Annotated in this window: 8 protein-coding genes; 5 read left to right on the top strand and 3 right to left on the bottom strand. The window is 72.0% G+C overall.

Annotation, left to right across the window (positions count from 1 at the left end):
* Window positions 1-143: 143 nt before the first annotated feature.
* A complete protein-coding gene (gene mycP, locus ACFWX1_RS00975) occupies window positions 144-1,424 on the bottom strand; it encodes a type VII secretion-associated serine protease mycosin (protein ID WP_378382744.1) in 1,281 nt (426 codons plus the stop codon).
* A gap of 118 nt (window positions 1,425-1,542) precedes the next feature.
* Between mycP and ACFWX1_RS00980 the strand changes: the two genes are divergently transcribed.
* Genes ACFWX1_RS00980 through ACFWX1_RS00995 form a run of 4 tightly spaced genes read left to right on the top strand, consistent with a single transcriptional unit; the run spans window position 1,543 to window position 15,010 of the window.
* Window positions 1,543-1,920, top strand: a complete 378-nt coding sequence (locus ACFWX1_RS00980) for a YbaB/EbfC family nucleoid-associated protein (RefSeq protein WP_378382745.1) — start codon at window positions 1,543-1,545, stop codon at window positions 1,918-1,920.
* Window positions 1,920-2,279: a hypothetical protein gene (locus ACFWX1_RS00985; protein ID WP_378382746.1), complete on the top strand. Its 360-nt coding sequence runs from the start codon at window positions 1,920-1,922 to the stop codon at window positions 2,277-2,279. Before ACFWX1_RS00980 ends, ACFWX1_RS00985 begins: the two co-directional genes overlap by 1 nt.
* Window positions 2,280-2,288: 9 nt before the next feature.
* Window positions 2,289-12,827 carry a hypothetical protein gene (locus ACFWX1_RS00990; RefSeq protein ID WP_378382747.1) on the top strand — a complete coding sequence of 3,513 codons (10,539 nt, stop codon included), beginning with the start codon at window positions 2,289-2,291 and terminating at the stop codon, window positions 12,825-12,827.
* A gap of 17 nt (window positions 12,828-12,844) precedes the next feature.
* Window positions 12,845-15,010, top strand: coding sequence for a YrhB domain-containing protein (locus ACFWX1_RS00995; protein WP_378382748.1), 2,166 nt, complete (start codon window positions 12,845-12,847; stop codon window positions 15,008-15,010).
* 64 nt (window positions 15,011-15,074) lie between these two features.
* On the opposite strand, the gene eccB is transcribed toward ACFWX1_RS00995, so the two are convergent.
* Both eccB and eccD read right to left on the bottom strand, forming a co-directional pair.
* The gene (gene eccB / locus ACFWX1_RS01000; RefSeq protein ID WP_378382749.1) at window positions 15,075-16,508 is read right to left on the bottom strand and encodes a type VII secretion protein EccB; all 1,434 of its coding nucleotides are present in this window, start codon (window positions 16,506-16,508) and stop codon (window positions 15,075-15,077) included.
* A 3-nt stretch (window positions 16,509-16,511) separates the two neighbouring features.
* Window positions 16,512-17,894, bottom strand: a complete 1,383-nt coding sequence (gene eccD, locus ACFWX1_RS01005; RefSeq protein ID WP_378382750.1) for a type VII secretion integral membrane protein EccD — start codon at window positions 17,892-17,894, stop codon at window positions 16,512-16,514.
* A 101-nt stretch (window positions 17,895-17,995) separates the two neighbouring features.
* On the opposite strand from eccD, the gene ACFWX1_RS01010 reads away from it, so the two are divergent.
* Window positions 17,996-19,549 (top strand): serine/threonine protein kinase, encoded by a 1,554-nt coding sequence (locus tag ACFWX1_RS01010; protein ID WP_378382751.1) that lies wholly within the window; start codon window positions 17,996-17,998, stop codon window positions 19,547-19,549.
* The last annotated feature ends 59 nt before the right edge of the window (window positions 19,550-19,608 follow it).

The raw sequence follows: 19,608 nt of genomic DNA on the forward strand, positions 1-19,608 counted from the left end.
GCCCCCCCCCTTTATATACCTCTCCTGGGGGGGCGGCCGCTTATTATTTTTAAACTCCACAGCCTGCCCGCCCCCCCCCCCCCCCCCCGGCGGGGGGGCCCCGCTTTTCTTTCTTCGTCCATTCAGGACTAGTCTAGTGAGGACTACGGGAACAGCGAAACCTGTTCGGGCGCCTCGGTTCCGGCGGGTTCGGCGGGCACAGCCGGCGCCAGCGCGGGCCGCCAGTCTCGCCGGCGGCCACGGCGCACGACGGCGACGGCGACGGCCACCAGCACCATCGCCCCGATCACCCCGGCCGCCAGCCACAACGCGGCGGACGTCGTGTCGCGCTCCCGCGCGGCGCGCGCCAGCGCGGCGTGATCCACCGGCGCCGAGTGGTAGGCCGGAAGACCCGCCGCCGGGGCGAAGTCCGTCCCGTCGGTGACCGCGCGGTACGGGTTCACCAGGCCCGCCCCGTAGGCAGCACTCGCCTGGCCGCCCCGGGCCGGGCTCGCGGTGGCCTTCAGCCGCCGAACGACCTCCGCGGCGGACAACCGCGGCCAGGCGGCTCGCACCAGCGCCGCCGTCCCCGCGACGAAGGGCGTCGCGAAACTGGTGCCGTCCACGTAGGCGTGACCGTCCACTCGCGTCGCGGCCAGCACCTTCGCGCCCGGCGCGACGAGGCCGACGTAGGGCCCGATCTGGGAGGTGGACATCCGTGCCCCGTTGATGTCCACCGCGCCCACGCCGAGCACGCCGGGATAGGCGGCGGGATACGAGGGCAGTTCCGTCGCCGTGCCCTGCTGCGCATTGCCCGCCGCCGCCACCACGACGACGTCGCGAGCCACCGCGTAGGCCACGGCGTCCCGGATGGCGGGGAAGTCCGCGGTGCCGGACAGGGAAAGGTTGAGTACCCGCGCGCCCTGGTCGACCGCGTAGCGGATGCCGTCGCCGATCGACTGGGGACTGATCCGCAGGGACTCGCCCCGGTCCCCGATCTCCCGGTCGCTGACCCGCACCGGCAGGATCACCGCGTCCGGGGCCACACCGTGGAAACCGACGCCCGGCAGGGCACCGCCCGCGATGATGCTCGCCACGGCGGTGCCGTGGGAGTCGCAGTCGAAGTTTCCCGGCAGATTCCGCGCCGCCACGAAATCCCGGCCGGGGAGCACCTTGCCGGGCTGCCGCAACTGCGGATGGCCGGCGTCCACTCCGGAATCGACCACGGCCACCGGCACCCCTCCCCCGCGACTGTGCGGCCAGGCCGCCTCGGGCGCGAGCATCTGCTGTGCCCAGGGCTGGGCCGCGATCCCGGGATGCGCCGGCTGGGCGTCGGTGCAGGCTCCCGCCGCGGGTGCCGCCTGTGCCGTGCCCCCGCCGAGGGCGAACTGGAGCGTCGCCATCGCGACGACGGTGAGGATCGAGGCCGGACGGTGTCGGTTCACCCTCGCGATACTGCGGCAGTCCCGTCCCGGTGACCGCGGCGTGGCAGCAACAGGTCATCCGGCGGACCGGGACCGATCTTCGCGCCAGACTGGTCCCCGCACGAGAAAGGGGGCCGACATGGACACACCGCTCCACCTGAGCATGTACGGCGAGTACCAGCGGATGGCCGAAGACGTCCGGGCCGTGCAGGCCCGCGTGACCGAGATCCGTACCGAGGCCACTTCCGAGGACGGGACGATCACCGCGATCGTCGGCGGTTCCGGGGAACTCGTCGAGCTGCGGCTGGATTCCCGGATCTACCGGACCCCGGACTCGAACCAGCTCGCGACCGACATCACCGCCGTCGTCCACCAGGCGGCGCGACTCGCCCGGCAGGAGACCTTCGACATCCTCTCCGGCTTCCTGCCGCCGGACGCCCGGCCGGAAACGACCGACCTGCGGGCCGATCCGCTGTTGCACGAACTCGACCGGCAGGTCGCGGGGAGGGAACGCTGATGGCGCCGCCGGACGAGCGCGGAATCACCGTCACCAACGCCGACGGCCTCATCGACATGTATCCGGACGCGACCGAGCGGGTCTTCCGGGCGCTGGACATGATTCGCCAGACCTTCAGCACCACGCTGCCCGCCATTCGCGAGGTCCTGGAGCGGGAAATGACACTGGGGAACGGGAAACCGGGCGAGATGTTCATGGACAACTACCGCAAACCCGCGGTCGAGACCTTTCGTTACGCCAACCAGACCCCGCGAGTGCTCGACCGTTACGCGCAGAACGGCCTCGGGCAGGTCACCGAGTACCGGACAGCGGACGCGAAGAACGCCGCCGGCCTGCGGACGCAGCAGCCCGGGAACTAGGACCAGGTCATGGCCGACCCGAGTGACATCCAGGAACCGAGCGACGAACTCTTCATCCGGGTCAAGAAGATCTGGGGAGTGGACGCGGTCTGGCCACGCGACAGCGAGGGGGACGCGCAGAAACTGGGCGAGGCCTGGGAATCCCTGGCGACCGCGTTGACGAAGCTGGCGACCGACGGCCAGGCACAGCTCAAGGATCTTCACGAGGCATGGCAGGATCTCGCCGGAGTCGCGGCCTACGACTCCCTTCGCTCCCTCTTCGCAGGATCCGACGGCAAGAGCGGCATCCAGGCGCTGGCCGGCCAGTGCACCCAGCTCGCCGAGTTGTGCAAGGGATACGCCAAGCAGATCTCCGACATGAAGGGCGAGATCATCGCGGATCTCGCCATCAACGTCGCGCTGTTCGCCCTGTCCTTCGCCTTGGCCGGACCAGCGGGCGAGGCCTTCTTCGCGGCCCGGTTCGGCGCCATGATCGCGGCGAGGATGGCGCAGTTCGCGGAGGCCGTCGAGGCGATGGGCGCCGGGCTCAGGTTCGGGTTGCAGGCCGGGATGAACGCGGGTTTCGGCGCGCTCGCCGGCGGGCTGGGCAACCTCGCGGGCCAGGAACTGAGCAACCTTCGCGGCTACGGGCCCATCAACTGGGACAACGTCGGGCACGCCGCGGGCGCCGGTGCCGTCGCGGGTGCCATCGCGCACGGGGTCTTCACCGGGGCCGGAAAACCGATCAGCAAGGGCGTGACCTGGTTGGCAGGCAAGACTCCGGGGATCTCCGGCACCGTGGCGGGCCAGATCGGCAACATCGCCGGGGTGGCCGCGACGGGTGCGGGCGCCGGCGCGGCGACCGCCGCGGTCTTCGGCCAGGACGCGATCGACGGCGCGATCGGCGGCGCGGCCATCGGCGGCAGCGCGGCGCTGGCCATCCACGGCGGGCGCAACACCTACGAGCACGTCACCGGCAACAGGGCGAACTCCCTGCAGGACTTGATCAAACCCTCCGGCGGGGGCGACGGCGACCCGCCGGGCCCCGGCGCGAGCCGCTCGACCGGAGGAGATCCCCCGCCCTCCGGGACATCGGAACGCCACAGCGCCGGAACCGCCGAGAACGCCCAGGCCGGCGCGGAATCACAGCATTCCACCCGGGAAACCGCCCAGCACGGCGACGGCCCAGTCACCCGCGCGGGCGCGCAGGGCGCCGATCACCCGGGGACGACGCAGGAAACCACCGTGGCCGAGAACCGGCAAACCGCCACGCCGCCCGGTCACGAGACCACCGCGAACGCCGGGCCGCCGACCGGGGAAACCGTCTCGAACGCAGTGCCGCGGACAACGGCGCAGGTGCCCGCGGCGACGATGGTCGAAAATGTCCACAATGGATCCTCGACCGTCTCGCACGGGACGAACTCGTCCACCGTCCCGGCGAAGTCCGCGAGCGTCGAGCCCTCGGTACGGCAGGCAGCGAGCGGAGACACTCCAGCACAGCAGGCATCGGCCGCGGAGACGTCCAAGACCCAGCAGGCGGCGAGCCGGACCACGGAGAGTCCGGAGCAGGCGTCCCCGAAGCCGAAGCAGGGAGAGCAACCCGGCAAGGGTGGCGAGCAACCCGCCAAGAGCACGGAAACCGCCACCCCACCGGAAAAATCCGCACCGGCGGCGGCCAAGCAGACAGCCGAGGGCCAGGCGGAAACGCGCGGCCGGAACGGCGGCTCGCAGCAGGCGGCACTCCAGCCGGGCGAGAATCCGAAGGCCACCCCCGGCCCGGCGGTGGCCGAGCGGGCCGAGGCCCGGCCGGGAGAGCGCGAATCCGGCAGCGACGACAAGCGCGGCTCCGCCCCGGAGCCACCGAAACCGTCCGAACACACCGGCGCAGGGCGTGACCCCGCCAGTGCCGAGCCGCGCGGACGGCAGGGCGAGCGCGGGCTGGTCGTCGAGAAGATCACCACACCGGAGCCGCTGACCCTGGCGGACGGGACGAGCCACACACTGCCCGCCGGAAGCGAGATAGTGCGGGACAGGGCAACGCGCGAAACGGTCGCATACCGCCAGACGACCGGCGAAGACGGCAAGCCACTCGCCAAGCCGGCGACGTTCTTTCCCACCCACGACGGCGGCTGGGCCAGGACGGAAAAGCCGCTGGACCCGGCGATGCACGAGGCGTGGCTGGCGAACGCGAACTACTCGCACGAGACCGCCCGGCTCCTGGACGATCTCGGCAAGCGCTACAGCGAAGACCTGCCCAAGCGCGAACGCCTGAACAACCTGCGCTGGCACGAGCTGAAGAGCCTGCTGCGCGGTAGTGCCGACGATGTGGCCGCCGCGATTTTCGAGGCGATCCGGCGGCGGGAGGGGATCTTCCTGCGCTGGACGCAGTTGTCGGCGGCGGACGCGCTCGGCAACGGCAAGATCGTGAACATGGCCGCGGGCGAGGGCAAGTCCTATGTGTACCTGGTGCACGCCGTGCGTGAGGCGATGCGGAACGGCGTCGACGCGGTGAACGTGATCCAGACCCGCGGCCATCTGGCCGACCGGGAACTGGAACGGTACCGCAAGGTGCTGGGCAAACTGGACATCGACGTCCACCGGATCACCCCGGACGAGCCGATGCCGGTGCCCGAACCCGGCAGGCCGACGATCTACATCGGCACCCAGCAGGATCTCGAGTTCACGGTGCTCAAGCAGAAACAGGTCCCTGGCCAGGTCGCGGACGGTTCCAACAAAATCCACGCCGTCGTCGACGAAATCGACGAAGCGTTCGTCTACTCCGACACCAAGTACGTCCTCAGCGAGGGCGCGGACCAGCTCGCCCCGCCGGAAATCGCCCAGGAAGTCCACTGGGCCCAGGAATTCCTCGACACCAACCTGACCCGGGAACATTTCAGCCCCGCCGGGGGCCGCGAGGGGCAGCTTCTCGCCCTGAACAAGGCAGGCGGGATCAAGGTGGTGGAACTGCTGGGCGAGGCGCCGCCGGTCAAGCTGGCCCAGCGGCTGAACATGGCGGCCAACGCCAAATGGATGTTCGAAAAGGACGTCCACTACATCGTCGACGACGGGGTGCACCCCAAGGGCCCCGGCGCGTCCGGGCCCGACGGCCCGTCGGTCAAGATCATCGACCCGGTCACCCACGAGGTCCTCTACGACCCGAAGACCGCGACGGAGAGCCGGTGGAACGGCGGGCTGGCCCAGGCGGTCGAGGCCAGGGAAGGCCTGCCGGTCCGCGACGACCCGATCGGCCACAACGAGATCACCGCCGGAGAGACCTACGGCAAGGGCAAGCTGATCGAAAGCGTGACCGGCGCCTCGGGAACGGCCAATGGCCACGGGGAGCATTTCAGCTCCCAGGGCCTCCCCGGCGAGGTCGCCGACACCCCCGTTTACTACAATTCGCGGCTGCAGCAGCTCGACGACGTCTTCACCCCGAATTCGGCCGAAAAACTGAAGACCATGGCGCAGGAAATCAAAGATTTCCAAACGAACGAAGAGCGTCCCCAGCTTGTCCTGATGCACCGCAACGACCTGGTCGGCAAACTTTCGGACCTGCTCACCAAGGACGGCGTCGAGCACGTCGCGGTCGACGCGAAACAGTTCACGAAATGGGGCACCCACCGGCCGGAGGAGTTCAAGAAGATCCTCGACGAGGCCGGCGGGAAGGGCAAGGTGCTGGTGGTCAACATGCAGGGCGCCCGCGGTGTCGACATCAAGGTCGCGCCGGAGATGCAGGCGCAGGGCGGCCTGCGGGTCCGGGTCAGTGCCCGGTCCCCCTTCGCGGACATCGACATCCAGGCGGAGAACCGCACGGCCCGCAACGGGGAACCGGGCGACGTGGTCTATTACCCGTCCCTGGACGACGAAGTGTTCAGACTGGCGCCCGACGCGCAGGTCGAGCACGCGATCGTCAGGTACGAGAAGGCCCACGCCGAACACGAGAACGCCGCCGCCGAACACAGCGCGAACCCCACCCCGGAGAACCGTCAGGCGCTCACCAACGCCGAACAGGAACTTTCCCACGCTGGCAAGGGGCTCACCGGCTCCCTTCCGCAACTGCGGACCCACGCCCTCGCGGGCCGGGTCGCGCTCCAGATGCTGCCCACCCACCAGCCCAACGCCCCGCCCGGCCCTGCCCAGCCCACCGGCGACCTCCCTGCCGCACCGGATGCGAAGCCGCCCCCATCGCCGCGGCACACCGTCCTGACATCGCAGCCGGGCGAACAGCCCGATTCGCCGATCGCACGGCTGACGCCCGAGATCTGGCCGCAGGTGCCCGCCGCGGCGCAGCTTGGCGAAAACCCCGTCGCCCCCACGAATTTCAGCACTGTCCACGCCGTGATCGCCGGTGAGACCGGACCGGCGGTGCCGCAGACGACGGGCGAGCACCAGGGCCCTGCCGAGCAGGCCACGGAATCACCGAAGCGGCCCGAACAGGCCGAAACGCCGGAACCCGGGCCGGTTCCGGCCTCCGAGGCGCAGCCCGCCACGCCCCAGCCCTCCACACCCCAGCCCGCCACGGCTCAGCCCGTCGCGAGCCCGGCACCCGCCGCCCCGCAGCCCGCCGCTCCCCCACCACCGACCGGAACCCCGCCGGGCCGGGGATCCGAAGGCCCCACCTGGCCACGGCCGCGCTCACTCGCGAAAGCGTCTCGCCCGCTCACCGGCACCATCGAAATCCACGGTCCGCTCAGCACGGTCCGGGGCGCCCGGCAGAAGCGGACGGCCGAAGAGGTTTCCCGCTCGCGGCTGCTGCCCGCGGCGACCGCGGCGGACGTGGGCGTAGTCGAGAACGTCCCATTCCCCCTGCCCTCGGCGGACGCGGTGGTGCTCGAGGGGGCCGGGGTGCCGTTCGTCTTCCAGACCATCCACGTGCCGAACCTCGGCCACTCCACGGCGAAACCGATCACCTTCCAGGTCTATCTGGAAGCCACGTCGAGCCTGCCACTGCCCCGGGTCGTCCTGCGCCTGCCCGACTGGCTCACGCCGGACCAGGCGGTCCTGCCGATGGCACACGCGATGGCGGCGGGCGCCGCGATGGTGGCCGAACGAGCCCGTGGCGGCTTGGCCTCCCTCCACGAACAGCACCTCGGCCATGACCTGTTTCCCGGTCAGGCACCGGTGCTCACGCCGACCGACCTGGGCCACATCGCCCAGATCGTCGCGCTGGGCAAGGAAATCGACCAGGCACGGTGGCGCGACCGGCGGCGGCTGCGGGCGCAGCTGGGACGGTTGCTGTCGGACCTCGGACTCGCCGAGGACGACCCGTACGGCAACGTCCGGCTGCGCGCGCTCGCCGGGTACGGCACCAGAATCCGGATGAACGCACCGCCCGAAGCACGCGACGCGGCGACAGCGGCCGACAGCGCGCTCATCATCGCCAACCGGTACCGGCCGGCCAAGGCGGTCAAGGGATACCGATCCGTCCACCGGCCGGTCGAGGACCCGGCCGTGGAAATCGGCTACCGCGTTCCGGTGGACGCCCCCGCCCGGCCCTTCGGCCGCGCCGCCGCGGTCGGGGCGGCCGTGCGCGAGCACCTCGGCAAGGCCGGATCGCGGGCCGGGGTGCGGCTGGTCCCCAGCGGACCGGACCTGCGCTACGACGCCTTCGTCGGTGAGCGGAAGATCTTCACCGTGGTCTTCCACGTGCTGCCCGGCCGCACGCTCGAAACGACCGGTGTTTCGGTGCACCCCGGCAGGCAACTGCTGTCCGGGTACCTCCCCGCCCGGACGCGGCTACGGGACGTCGAGGAGGTCGTCAGCGCCGCGATCGCTTACGGGGCAAGGTATTTCACCACGGCGACCGCCGACCCGCACGCCCACACCCTGCACCAGGACACCGATCTGGACGCGCTGCCCTCGGGGCCCGCCGACCGCGCCTTCGAGGCCAGGATCGAGGTGCTCGGCGATCGCGTCGTCACCACGCCGGCGTGGCGGCCGTGGCGCAGGCGGCAGCTGGTCTCCCAGCTGCGTGAGCTGCTCGAACGGGCCGGGCTGGAAAAGCAGCTGCCGGGCTATTCCTACCGGGCGGGCTCGCTCGGCCCGCACGCCCGCGCGGTGGTGGACGAGTTCGCCAGGACCAGGTCCCACGCCGACTACCTGCCCACCTGGTTCCACGTCGGGACCGCGCTCTTCAACGAGTATCCGGCGATGCTGGCGATGGGGGTCACCTTCACCATCGCCGGCGCCGCGCAGCACCACGCGGGCAACGGCATCGGCTACCTCGTGTACGGCTTGGTGGCCACTCTGACGGGTGCGGCGATGGCCCGGAAATACGACATCGCCAGCGACAAACAGGCGGCCAAGAAGAAGAAATGGGACGAGATCCGCGCCGCGGTCGACCACGGCCGCGCGCTGGCGGATTCGGTCAACAGCTGGCGGCACGACCACCTCGGCCGGGCGCCGAAGCACAACGCCGAAGTGCCCTCCGCCGCGCAGCTCCAGGGCGAAGCCCCCGACATCGCCCCGAGCCTGACCCGGCGGTATCTCCGCTTCGGGACGCCCCGGGTGGCGGGCCTGGCAGCCGGCCTGGCCGCGGGCTGGCCGCTGGGCATCGCCGCCTCCTCCGTGCTGGGCCTGCTGTTCGCGGCGCTCGCCACGACCGTTCTGCAGCCGCTGGCCGAGGGGATCAGCCGCCGCTCGCGCAAGGGTGCCGAGCTGGCCCAGCAGGACGACCTCCGGCGCACGCTGAACAGTTACGACATCGAGGAGATCAACGATCTGTACCGGCAGATCGAGCAGGCCTTCGCCGTGATCGACGGTCATCTCGCGGACACGCCACTGCCGGCGGACGTACTGGCCAGGCTGACACCGGCACCCGCCGAGCGCCCCGGCGTGGCCTACGACGTACGCGAGCCGGTGCTGGGGACGCTGAGTGCCTCGTCGGGCTTCATCCCCTACGTGCCCGATCCGAACAAGCTCGCGCGGCCGTCGCCGAGTCTCAAGCCGATCGGGCCCATCCTGGAGCACCTCAACGCGCACGCGACCGTGGTGGCCTTCGACCTGGTGCGGCTGGCCGTCGCGGGCAGTGTCGCCGCGTGGGCGGAGAACCGGCTGGCGGTGCGCGAGGTGAACAACAAGCTCACCCGGCTGGCCATGCGGATGCGGGCCGAACGCGAAACACAGCTCCCGATGAAGACACAGGACCGGGACCAGCTGCTGCGGGACATCATCGTGCAGGCCCTGCGGATCGTGGCCGATTCCGAGAAAGCGAACCCGGCGGAGAACGCCTGGCTGCCGCCGGTCACGTCCCTGCCCCCGGAACTGGACCGGCTGTTCGGCACCATCCGGTCGCACGCGCCCCGGCTGCCGGACCCGGTTTCCCGGAAGGCTTCGGCGTCCCGGTGGGCCTACGCGGGATTCATCGCCACCAAATCGGCGGCCGCGGGCGCGGTCACGGTCATTCCGAGCGCACTGCTCGGCATGCCGGGATCGTATCTGCTCGGCGCGAGCGCGGCCGCCGTGGCCGGGCTGCTCGCGGTGGCGGGCAGGCCGTTCCACCGGATCAGGGAAATCCTCGTCGACGACCGGGCGGGCTCCCCCGTGGAGAAACAGGGCGACCAGGCCGCCGTGGAAAACCGCCACGTGCTCCAGCAGGTGCTCGAATCCGGGCTCAGGGGCTACGCGGAGAAGTACGGCGAGGCCCTGCCCGGTGCTCTGGTGGAACGGGTTTCGCACTTCGTCACCTCGCACGAGCAGCCGACGCTACCCGCGGTGACGCCGCTGGCCGAGTTCGAGCCCATCTCCTTCACCGACGAAAGCCTGCGGTCCGGGGAGTGGGCGCGGGAGGTCCGGGCCAGGCTGGCCTCGCTGGCGCAGGCCATCGAGAACGAACTCCGCCTCTGGGGTTTCCGCCCCACCCTGGAACGCAGGCAGGCGTTGCTGCGGGACGAACTGCCCCGGCTCGCCGCGCGGGTGGAAAGCCAGCTGGGCAAGTACGAGGGCACCGGCGACAGTCTCCTGGCCGATCGGCTGGCCGCGGCGCTGCGGGACTACCTGCGTACCGGGGAAGGCGACTTCACCATGCAGGTGCAGCACGTCCTCTGGGAGCACGAGGCCGTGGACGTCGCGCTGGTCAGGGACCTGAAAACGCTGGCGCGGCAGTACGAAAGCACCGGGCGGGGCGACCTCGGCAGGCAGCTGGTGGACCTGTTGTGGCGGCACGGTTACGACCGGGACCGCCAGCTCGTCGACCGGGTGGCCGAGCTGACGAACATCCGGTCCGGCGACGACCGGCTCGCCGCGCACCTGAAGATGCTGCTGCACTGGTACGAAACCGGGGGCGACGGCCACCTCGCCCGGCAGGTGCACACCCTGCTGCGGCGGCTACCCCCGGGCACCGCGCTCCCCGGGCAGATCGCGAGGCTGCTGCACCCGTTCGAGGAGGAACGCGCTCGCGCCGCGCGCCTCGCGGTGGAAGCCGTTCGCGAACTCAACGAACTCGTCGCGGAGTACCAGAAAGCCAGTGATCCGGTGCGGTTCACCCGCGTCGACGACCCCGCCCCCGAACTCCCCGAACCGGTCTACCGGACGCCCGGTCAGCTGCTGATGGACAAGTTCGCCGAAGAGCTGAAGCCACCGCGGACGGTACTGGGTTCCCGGTATCTCGCGGACCGGCTCCCCGAGGACTGGGCGAAACGGCTGCGCGAGCGGGCAACGGACCTGCTGGCGGACGCCAGGAGGAGCGCGGCGCTCGCCGTCTGGGCCGGGGAGAAGACCGGCAAGTACACCCTGGTGGCGGCCACCGCCGACACGGCACCGCCCGCGGTGCTCGAGTCGCTCCTGCGCGACGAAGTCCCCCAGCTGCCGAAGATCAACCCGAAACACAGCGATTGGCTGCCGGGCCGCGAGCCGTACCGGACCAACTGCGTGCCCGCCACGAGTGCCTTCCTGCACGCGCTGGCGGGCTGGGACACCGGGGCTGTCGCGGCCAAGCCCGAGCGGGCCACCCTGGCCGCGCTCTGGCAGGAGGTGGGTGGCACCTGGCAGGCCCACGGCACCAGGTACGACAACGTCATCGCCGCGATGACCGGCCGCAAGGGGATGGCGGCGGCACTGGCCGTCGTGTCGCGGGGGCGCCACGGCGAAAAGGTCCGGCACGTGAGCGCGGTGGTGGTGAGCGAGAAGACCGGGGTGCCGATCTTCGTGGATCCGCTGACCGGCTACGCGACGAAACTCCCCGATCACCCCAAGGCGATCTACCTGCTCCCGGTCGACCTGGCGGCACTGCGGTCGATGAAGGACGTCGAACTGCCGCCCGACGGGCTGGCGAAGCTGCCGGACGCCGAGCGGACGGCGGCCTACCACGGCCAACGGGGACGCGAACTGTACGAACTGGTGCGGCAGTCACCGCTGTTCAAGTCGAAGGGACTGCCCCCGCTTCCGGCCGCGCGGCCGGACACGACGCGGTATTTCGAGCGGCATCCGCTGTTCCAGCTCTGGGGACGGTCGCCGCTGGCGAAGGCGAACCGGATGCACGCGCTGCCCGCGATCGACGCCGGTACCGCGTCCAGGGCCGAAGAGGCGAGGTTCCTCCGGGAAAACCACCCGGACTACGCTCAGCCGAACCCGCACTTCTACGGCACCGCCTGGCGCGACGACGGCTGGGTCGATCAGGGCTACCTCGCCCACTGGTTCGGCGGATTCTGGTTCCACCACCTCGATTCCTACGACAGCGTGATCGTCGCGATGGCCGACCGGCCGATCGGCGCGCGCGCCCTGATGCTGGTCGTCACCTCCGACGAACGGGGGGTGGAGGAACACCGGCTCGGCTACGTGGCCCATGGCCCGTACGGCGTCGCGTTCTTCGACCGGCAGCTCGGCCGGCTGCTGCACCTGCCGGAGTACCCGGACCGGCTCGCCCTGCTGCCCTACACCGACCCGTTCCTGCCGTGGCCGGACGCACCGCCCGAGTATCAGCCCGCGCCGGGGAAGCTCTTCGTACCGGATGCCCCACCGGCCCGCCACGACGGGGAGCCGCGGGCGGACGTACGACCGGCCGAGCCGTCCCTGCCGTCCTTTGTGGACGATGTGCGGATCACTCCGGCCGGTCCGCGCAACCGGCCCCGGCCGCCGATGCGCCAGGCACCGCATCCCTCCCGTCCGGATCCGTCCGGCCCGCCGACGGCCGGCCCGCCGCCGTCCGGCCCGCCTCCCTCCGACCCGCCGACGGCCGGCCCACCGCCGGAGGACCCGCCGCCGGACCACAGTTCGAACGCGGCGAAACCGGCCAGGTACGGCCCGTACCACCGGGCGGAAAGCTCAAGCCAGTCACCGGAAGTGGCGAAGATGATGGTGGAATCGAGCGAGCTCTGGGGGAAAGCCGCCCGGTTCGGCAACAGCGCCGTTGTCCAGGCGTGGAACGGCCCGCTGCCGGACGGCGACCGCGGCGTCGAGTTCTACACGGACGTCAAGCCGCGGTTCTACGGCACCAAGGTCTCGCTCCGGGAATGGCGGGAAGGCCAGAACGTCATCTTGGACGGCGACTACGTGAAAGTCGCCATCGTGGTCACCAAGAACACCCAGACGACGCCGGAGGCCGACGCGGGCGGAACGGCGGAAATCCCGTGACGCGCGAAGGAGAAGCGATGGAAGCGCGGGAAGCGGTCGAGAAGGTCGAGCACTGGTTGCGTTCCGGCACGCCCGCCGACCTGACCGCCGGCGAGCACGCGGTGCGGGTCGACCATGAAAACGTGGTGCGCGTGCCGGAAGGCTGGTACGTCCCCTACGATTCGGTCCGGTCACTGGACACGGGAGACCGGCTGGCCGCGCTGGTGCCGCAGCCCGCACTGGTGGTGCGTGCGGACGGCGCGCTGCGCAAGCCCGATCCCGGCCCGGAAGGCAGGCTGCCGAGCGTGCCGGTGGCCATGGCCGGTGCGGCGGACTGGCAGGAAATCCTCGAGCCGGAGTTCGAGCGCAGCGGGGTGGCCTACCTCGGTGTCCCGCGAAGCGCCGTGCTCGGCTGGCGGAAGTACACCGGCGGCGAGCCGACGGACGAGGTGCGGGTCAATCCGGAGTACCAGCAGGGCCCGGAGCGGCTGGGCTACCCGCCCATGGACACTCCGCTGGAGTATCTGCTGAGCTACGCCGCGACCGGACGCTACGAGCGTGCCCGGTACCTGTCCGGCTTGCTGGGCGCGGAAGTGCTCATCCCCCTCGATCCGTATACCGGGCAGCCACTGCGGCAGCAGTGGGAGGAAGGCCGGACTATCCTGCGGGTGTACAGCTCCCGGCGCCGCCTGCCGGTGGGCACCGCGCGCTGGTCGCGCGCCGAAGTGCTGTCGGTCATCGACGACTTTCCCGGCACCGGCCTGCTGATCAACCCCGGTTCGTTCCCGTCGGACCGGCTCGACGCCGGCGAACTGGCCGCCACGCGGGCCGCGTGGCCGCGGTTCCGCCGGGCGGCGCCGATCGTGGAGGTCTCACCCGAGCACTCCGAGCGGGTGGCCGAAACGGGCAGGCTCGTCGCGGAGCGGTTCGGGCTTGACGAGCCGCTCGCCGGTCTGCGCGAGGCGATGGCGAAAGCCAGGGCCGCCGGTTTCGAACTGTCCGAAGTGGAGTGTGAACGCTTCGTCGTCGGCCGGGCGTGGGAACGGCGCAACGGCGTGCGCCCCGCTGGGATCGACTCGCCGGGGGAAGACCTGTCCGGCAGGCAATGGCCGGAAGACCTGGCGGCGAACGGCCTGGCGGCCGGGTACGACGCGCTCGGCCGGGTCCGGCCGCGCGCGGGGAGTTCGGGCAAGTTCTCCCGGCGCGACGCCGACGAAGCCGGCTTCCAGTGGCACCGCGTCACCGGGGCCTTCGTCGGGTTCGCCATGGGCGAATCCCTCGGCCTCGCGGTGGACACGCTGAGCACGCCGGAGATCCAGGCTCGGTTCGGCGACGGCCTGCTGGACCGGGTCGGCAGGCCCGGCCCGCTGACCGAGCAACTGCTGTTCCACACCGAGGGTCTGCTCCGGGCGCTGCCCGCCCCGGTGACCCCGGCCCTGCGGACGGTGGGAGTCCGCGCCCTGCGCCGATGGCGGGAAACCGGCGGCGACGACGGCTGGTTGACGCGAGTCGCGGAACTGCGCGATCGCGCGCCCCTTCCGGCCGGGCCCGCCGACGACGTGAGCTTCCTCGTGCCGGGTCTGGCAGCCGCGCTCTGCGGTGGCGCCCCGGATTCGGACGAGAAGACCGCCGCGGAAGCCGGCAGGCTGCTCGCGGCGGGTGCCGGCGCCGACGAACCCACGGCGGACGCGGCAGCGGCGCTGGCGGAGCTGTTCGCCCGGCTGTTCCGGCGGGCCGACCCGGCGTATCCCCCGCACATCCACGTTCAGCGGCAACTGGACGCCGGAACGGTGTCCGGCCCGGTGGCCGGGGCATGGGCGGGCGCCCTCCGCGCCAGGGTCGAGCTGATCCGTCCCGACCACGAGGAACTGGACGCGGCCGGTACGGGGCAGAACGCCGTGGACGCGGTGGGACGGACCATGATCGCGGTGTTCCGGCGGTTCTTCGACCCGCGCTGGACGCTGGTGTCCGCGGTCGGCCACTCCGGCCGCAGCGCGATCACCGGAGCGCTGGCCGGGGCGATGCTCGGTGCCCGGTACGGTATCCCAGGCCTGCCCGCGGACTGGCTGCACCAGCTGGAGCTACGCGACTTGACCGAAACCGTCGCCGACGACGCGTTCTGGCACTTTTCCGCCCACCCGCCGCTGTCCGACAGCCGCTACGCCGCCGAGTGGGCCGCCCGCTATCCGCGCGATATGTCCTGAGTGGACGGACACAGCCGGACGCCGGAGGAGCCCCATCATCCACAGTAGACGGACAGCAGGGGGCTCAGCCGCCCAGCGTCTGGTTCTTCGCGGCGTTCGGATCGAGCCCAGGGCCCTCCGGCAGCCGCGCCACCAGCCCGGCGGGCAGCCGGACGGCGTGATCCGCGGAGTAGCCGAGCATCTTCAGCACGTCTGGCGAGGCCAGGGGATAACGACGACCCAGGTCGGTCACCAGGGTCAGGGTGCCGCTCGGTGCCTGCGCCGAGGGCATGGCCTCGACGACCGCGGCGCTGCCCGGCGGCACGTGGACACGGTCGGCGAGCGGGGTGCCGTCCGCGGACCGGCGCGCGGTGGCCGCCATGGGATCCGCGGGCGGCAGCGCCGGATCGACGGTCAGCCGCGGCGCGGTCCCGCCCGGCGCGAAGGTGGCGCACACGGTGGACTCGCGGTCCCGCGGCCGCGCGATCGACGGCCGGGTGGCCGGAGCCGCGCCCGCCACGGCCTCGGCCGGGTCGAGCCGCCGTGAACCGGTCGCCAGCGACGGCGGCAGGGAAACGGCCATCGGCTCACCGCCGGGATAGGCCGCCGACGTCTGCGCCGCCGCGCGCTGGATGTCGTACTGCAGCGCGGAAATCGGGCGCAGCGCGTCGCGCTCGGCGAGGTAGTACTGCCGCCCGCCGCCCGAGGGCTGCACCACCAGCAGCATCCCGGCACGGATGTCGGTGCGGCCGGGCACCGCCGTCGACGGCTCCCCCGGCTGCGCCACCGCGAGCGGCCCGATCGGGGCGCCCTCCGGCAGGACGTCGAGCCACGGCCTGCCCACCCGCGCCCACGGTTCGGCGGTCAGCGCGAGCCCGGTGCCGACCGCGCCGTAGTCCTCGATCCGGTGCCGGTGACCCCGCCAGACCAGATACCGGTCCCCGTTCGTCACCAGTTCCACCAGCAGCGCCTGATCGCCCAGCCCGGCCCCGCCCGCCGGGTCGGCCCCGGCCAGCAGCACCGACTCCTCGATCCGGCTGCCCGCCACGTCGCTGGCGGGCGCCGAGCACAGCGACCACGAGCCGGTGAGCAGCCGGCCGGCGGCGGGCAGCGCGTCCGGCGCGTCCGGGATGCCGATCCGGGGCCCGCGCGGCACTCCGGCCAGCGACTCGCGGGAAACCTGTTCCGTGGCACGGTGATCGCCGAGCAGCAGCAGCGCGGAGGCGTAGTTGGCGACCGGGTGCAGCCGGTCGTCGAGGTAGACGTACCTCGTCCCGGTCTCCTTTTCCACGATCACCGCGGATTCCTTGCGCCAGGACGTGTTCCCGCCCGGCACGATCATCCCGTACACCCCGACCGCGGCGAGCGACACGATGCCCAGCGCGATGCCGGCGAACGACGCGGTCCCGGTGCGGCGGAACGGCGGCTGCTCCGGATCGGTCTCGCGGGTCACCAGCGCGGACGTCGCCCGCTGGACGAGGAACTGGTACGCCTGCAGCTGGTCGCGTTTGGACGCCACGGTTCAGCCTCCCAGCCCGCGCACGGCGGCGTACAGGTCGAGCACCCAGCACACCACCGGCACGATCGCGACCATGAGCAGGATCTCGAAGTACTCGGCGAACCGGCCGAGATAGGGATTCGCGCGGCGGGTGCTGAGCAGGATGCCCGCGGCGATCGCGCCCGCCGCCACCGCGAACAGCAGCGGACCGGCCGTCAGCAGCGCGCCCGCCCCGTCCGCGAGCAGCGGGCCGAGCGCGAGACAGCCGAGCCCGGACATCCCGGTGATCAGCAGCGGAATCCGCTGGCGCAGGACCGGATACAGCCGCGCGCGCAGCAGGAAACCCAGTGCCAGCACGGAAACCAGCACCGCGGACGCGGTGCCGCCCGCGCGGATCAGCACCACCTGGCAGGCCGTCACCACCACCGACGTCCCGGCCAGCATGCCGGTGAGCAGGCCGTCGGCCCTGGCCACGGCGGCGTGCACGTGCGCGAGCGGCGGCTGCGGATCGTCGCGGACCAGATCGGCCGTACTGCGCGGCAGCACCGGCATCGGCACCCGGCCCAGCCGCAGGGCCAGCGGGGCGAACGCGCCGGACAACGCCAGCAGCGCCCCGGCGACCACGGCCGCCGACCGGTGTCCCGCGACGTCGTCGAAGGTGGCCAGCCAGCCGCCGAGTACGGTGAGCAGCCCGGCCATGGCCGCCCCGGCGAACAACGCGGGCGCCGCGGTCACCCCGAGATAACCCACGAGTGCCGCCAGCAGCAACGCCGCGCCCGCGAGCACCAGCTGCCCGGCGGACAGCCCGGTCACCGGATTTCCGCCCGCCAGCGCCAAACCGCCGCCCGCGAAGGCGTAGGGCAACGCGACCGCGGCGAGCACAGCCCCGGCACCGGCGTCCCGCATCGCGCGCGCCAGCGCGACACCCGCGATCAGCAACAGCGCCGCCGCGCCGAGCGCCCACACCGCCGCGCCCGGCCACGGTGGTCCCGCGCGCAGCACCGCGACCAGGCCCAGCAGCAGGGCCGCGGCGCCCGCGGACAGCCCGGCCAGCCGGGTGTGCCGCGGGCCCCAGGCGCGGCCGGTCTGCCCCGAGCCGGTGGCGATGGCGTCGACCACGTCGTCGTATTCCAGCTCGGGCCAGTCGGCCCGGCGCGGTGTCAGGTGCAGGATCTCCCCGTCGCGCACGCGGTGCGAGCCGAGCGTCCGATCGAGATCGAACGCCGTCCCGTCGCCGCGGCGCAACACCCAGCCGCCGCCGGGCACGCCGTCGTCGGCGAGTCCTTCGCCCGCGCGTGCCAGCAGGCCGGGCAGGAGCTCGGCGACGGCCATGTGCTCCGGTAACGCCATGTCGATACGCCGATGCGGGGTGGCGATGGTGAGTCGGACCAGGCCGGCAGTCTGCATAGGGGAAGCCTCGGGCACCGCGCGCGATGGTGGGCGCCGAAGGCAGGAACCGGCCGCGCGAAACGCGCGTGAAGACGGCCTCGATGCGCGAGAATGAAGACATGAGCATCGAGAACGTGGGCGTCGATTACGCGCGGGCGTTGACTTGGGTCGCCCAAGGCCCGATCGCCACGGTCTACGCGGCCCGCTCCGCCGGCGGCGGCGCCGAGGCCGTCAAGGTGTTCCCCGAACGATTCGACCGCGACACCGCGGCCTGGCTCGACCGTGAGCGCAAGGCACTGGACGCCACCCGGTCGACGCCGTCGCTCCTGCCGATCGAGGGACTGGTCGAGTTCCCGCAGGGACGTTCGGGCGTGCGGATGCGGCTGTGCGACGGATCGCTGGCCGGGCTGCTCGACGCCGGTGTCCGCCTGCCCGTCTCCGACGTGCTCCGGCTGGGCGCGGCGGTCGCCTCGGCGCTGGCCGCGGCTCATCGGGTGGACGTCCTGCACGGTGGGGTGACCCCGCACAACGTGCTCTACCGCGCCTCCGGTGAGTTCTTCCTCGCCGATTTCGGGCAGGCGCTGCGCCGCCGGTTCCCCCGCGATCCGATGTACGCGGTGGAATACACCGCGCCGGAGACGTTGCGCGACGACACGTTGTCCACCGCCTCCGATCTCTACGGGCTGGGCGCGGTGCTGTACACCGTCTTGACGGGAGCGCCGCCGTTCCCGCGCCGCACCGGGCAGCAGCCCGGCGAACGGATTCTCCAGGTACTGCGGGAACCCGTGGCCCCGATCCGTGGCGCGGGGGTCCCCGCCGGACTGTCCGAAATGGTCATCCGGCTGCTGGCCAAGGAACCGGACGACCGGCCCCACGAGGCGAGCGCCGTCGCGGAGCTGTTCGAGAATCTGCGCCGCTCGCCGGAAAGCCGCGGGGTTCCCGCGCCCGTTCAGGAGTCACCGGACCGCGCCGAGGCGGCCGCTGAGCCCGAAGCTTCCGACGACGAGCCGGAGCAGGAGCACGTCGAGTTCGACGATTTCGCCGAGCTGCCAAGGGCTGGAGCACCGGCTGTTCCGCCCGTCCCGTCCCCCTCACCCAGCTCGTCCGTTTCGCCCACCTCGCCCACTTCGCCCTCCTCACCCGCCGAGCCCGTGGTGCGGCCGCCCGCACCGGCGAATCCCGGTGGGCGCACCCTGATCCGTACCTTCGGCGGTCCGGCCGCCGCCACGCGAAACTCCGCTTCGGGTAACGGCTGGCGTACCGGAATCCTGGTGGGCGCGGGCGTCGTCGTGGTGGGTCTCGCCGTGGTGCCGATGCTCGCCGGGCCGGAGAAGGTGTCCGGGCAGGCCAGCCCGATCACGCTGGCCGCGCAACCGGCGAACGGCATGCCGCCCGGCGAGGCGGCGCCGGACATGCACCTCGAACTCGCCCAGCCCGCCGACCTCGGCGACCGCGTCCGCCTCAGCTGGCGCGCCGACGGCGACCTCGACTTCGCCGTGGTGGTGGCGGGCGAACGGATCGACACGATGGTGCTCGTCGCGCACCGCCAGCGCGCCATGGACGTCCCGGTCGACCCGGCACGCCGGTACTGCTTCCAGATCCGCGCCACCGACGGCAGGCACGTCTACACCAGCACACCCGTCCCGATCCGCGGCGGCCACTGCACCCCGTGAGCTGAAGGGGACTTTCCTTGCGTCACATGAGCTGAAGGAGACTTTCCTCGCATACCCTG

Origin of the sequence: Amycolatopsis sp. NPDC059021, assembly GCF_042739895.1 — a bacterium.
Classification (GTDB): domain Bacteria; phylum Actinomycetota; class Actinomycetes; order Mycobacteriales; family Pseudonocardiaceae; genus Amycolatopsis.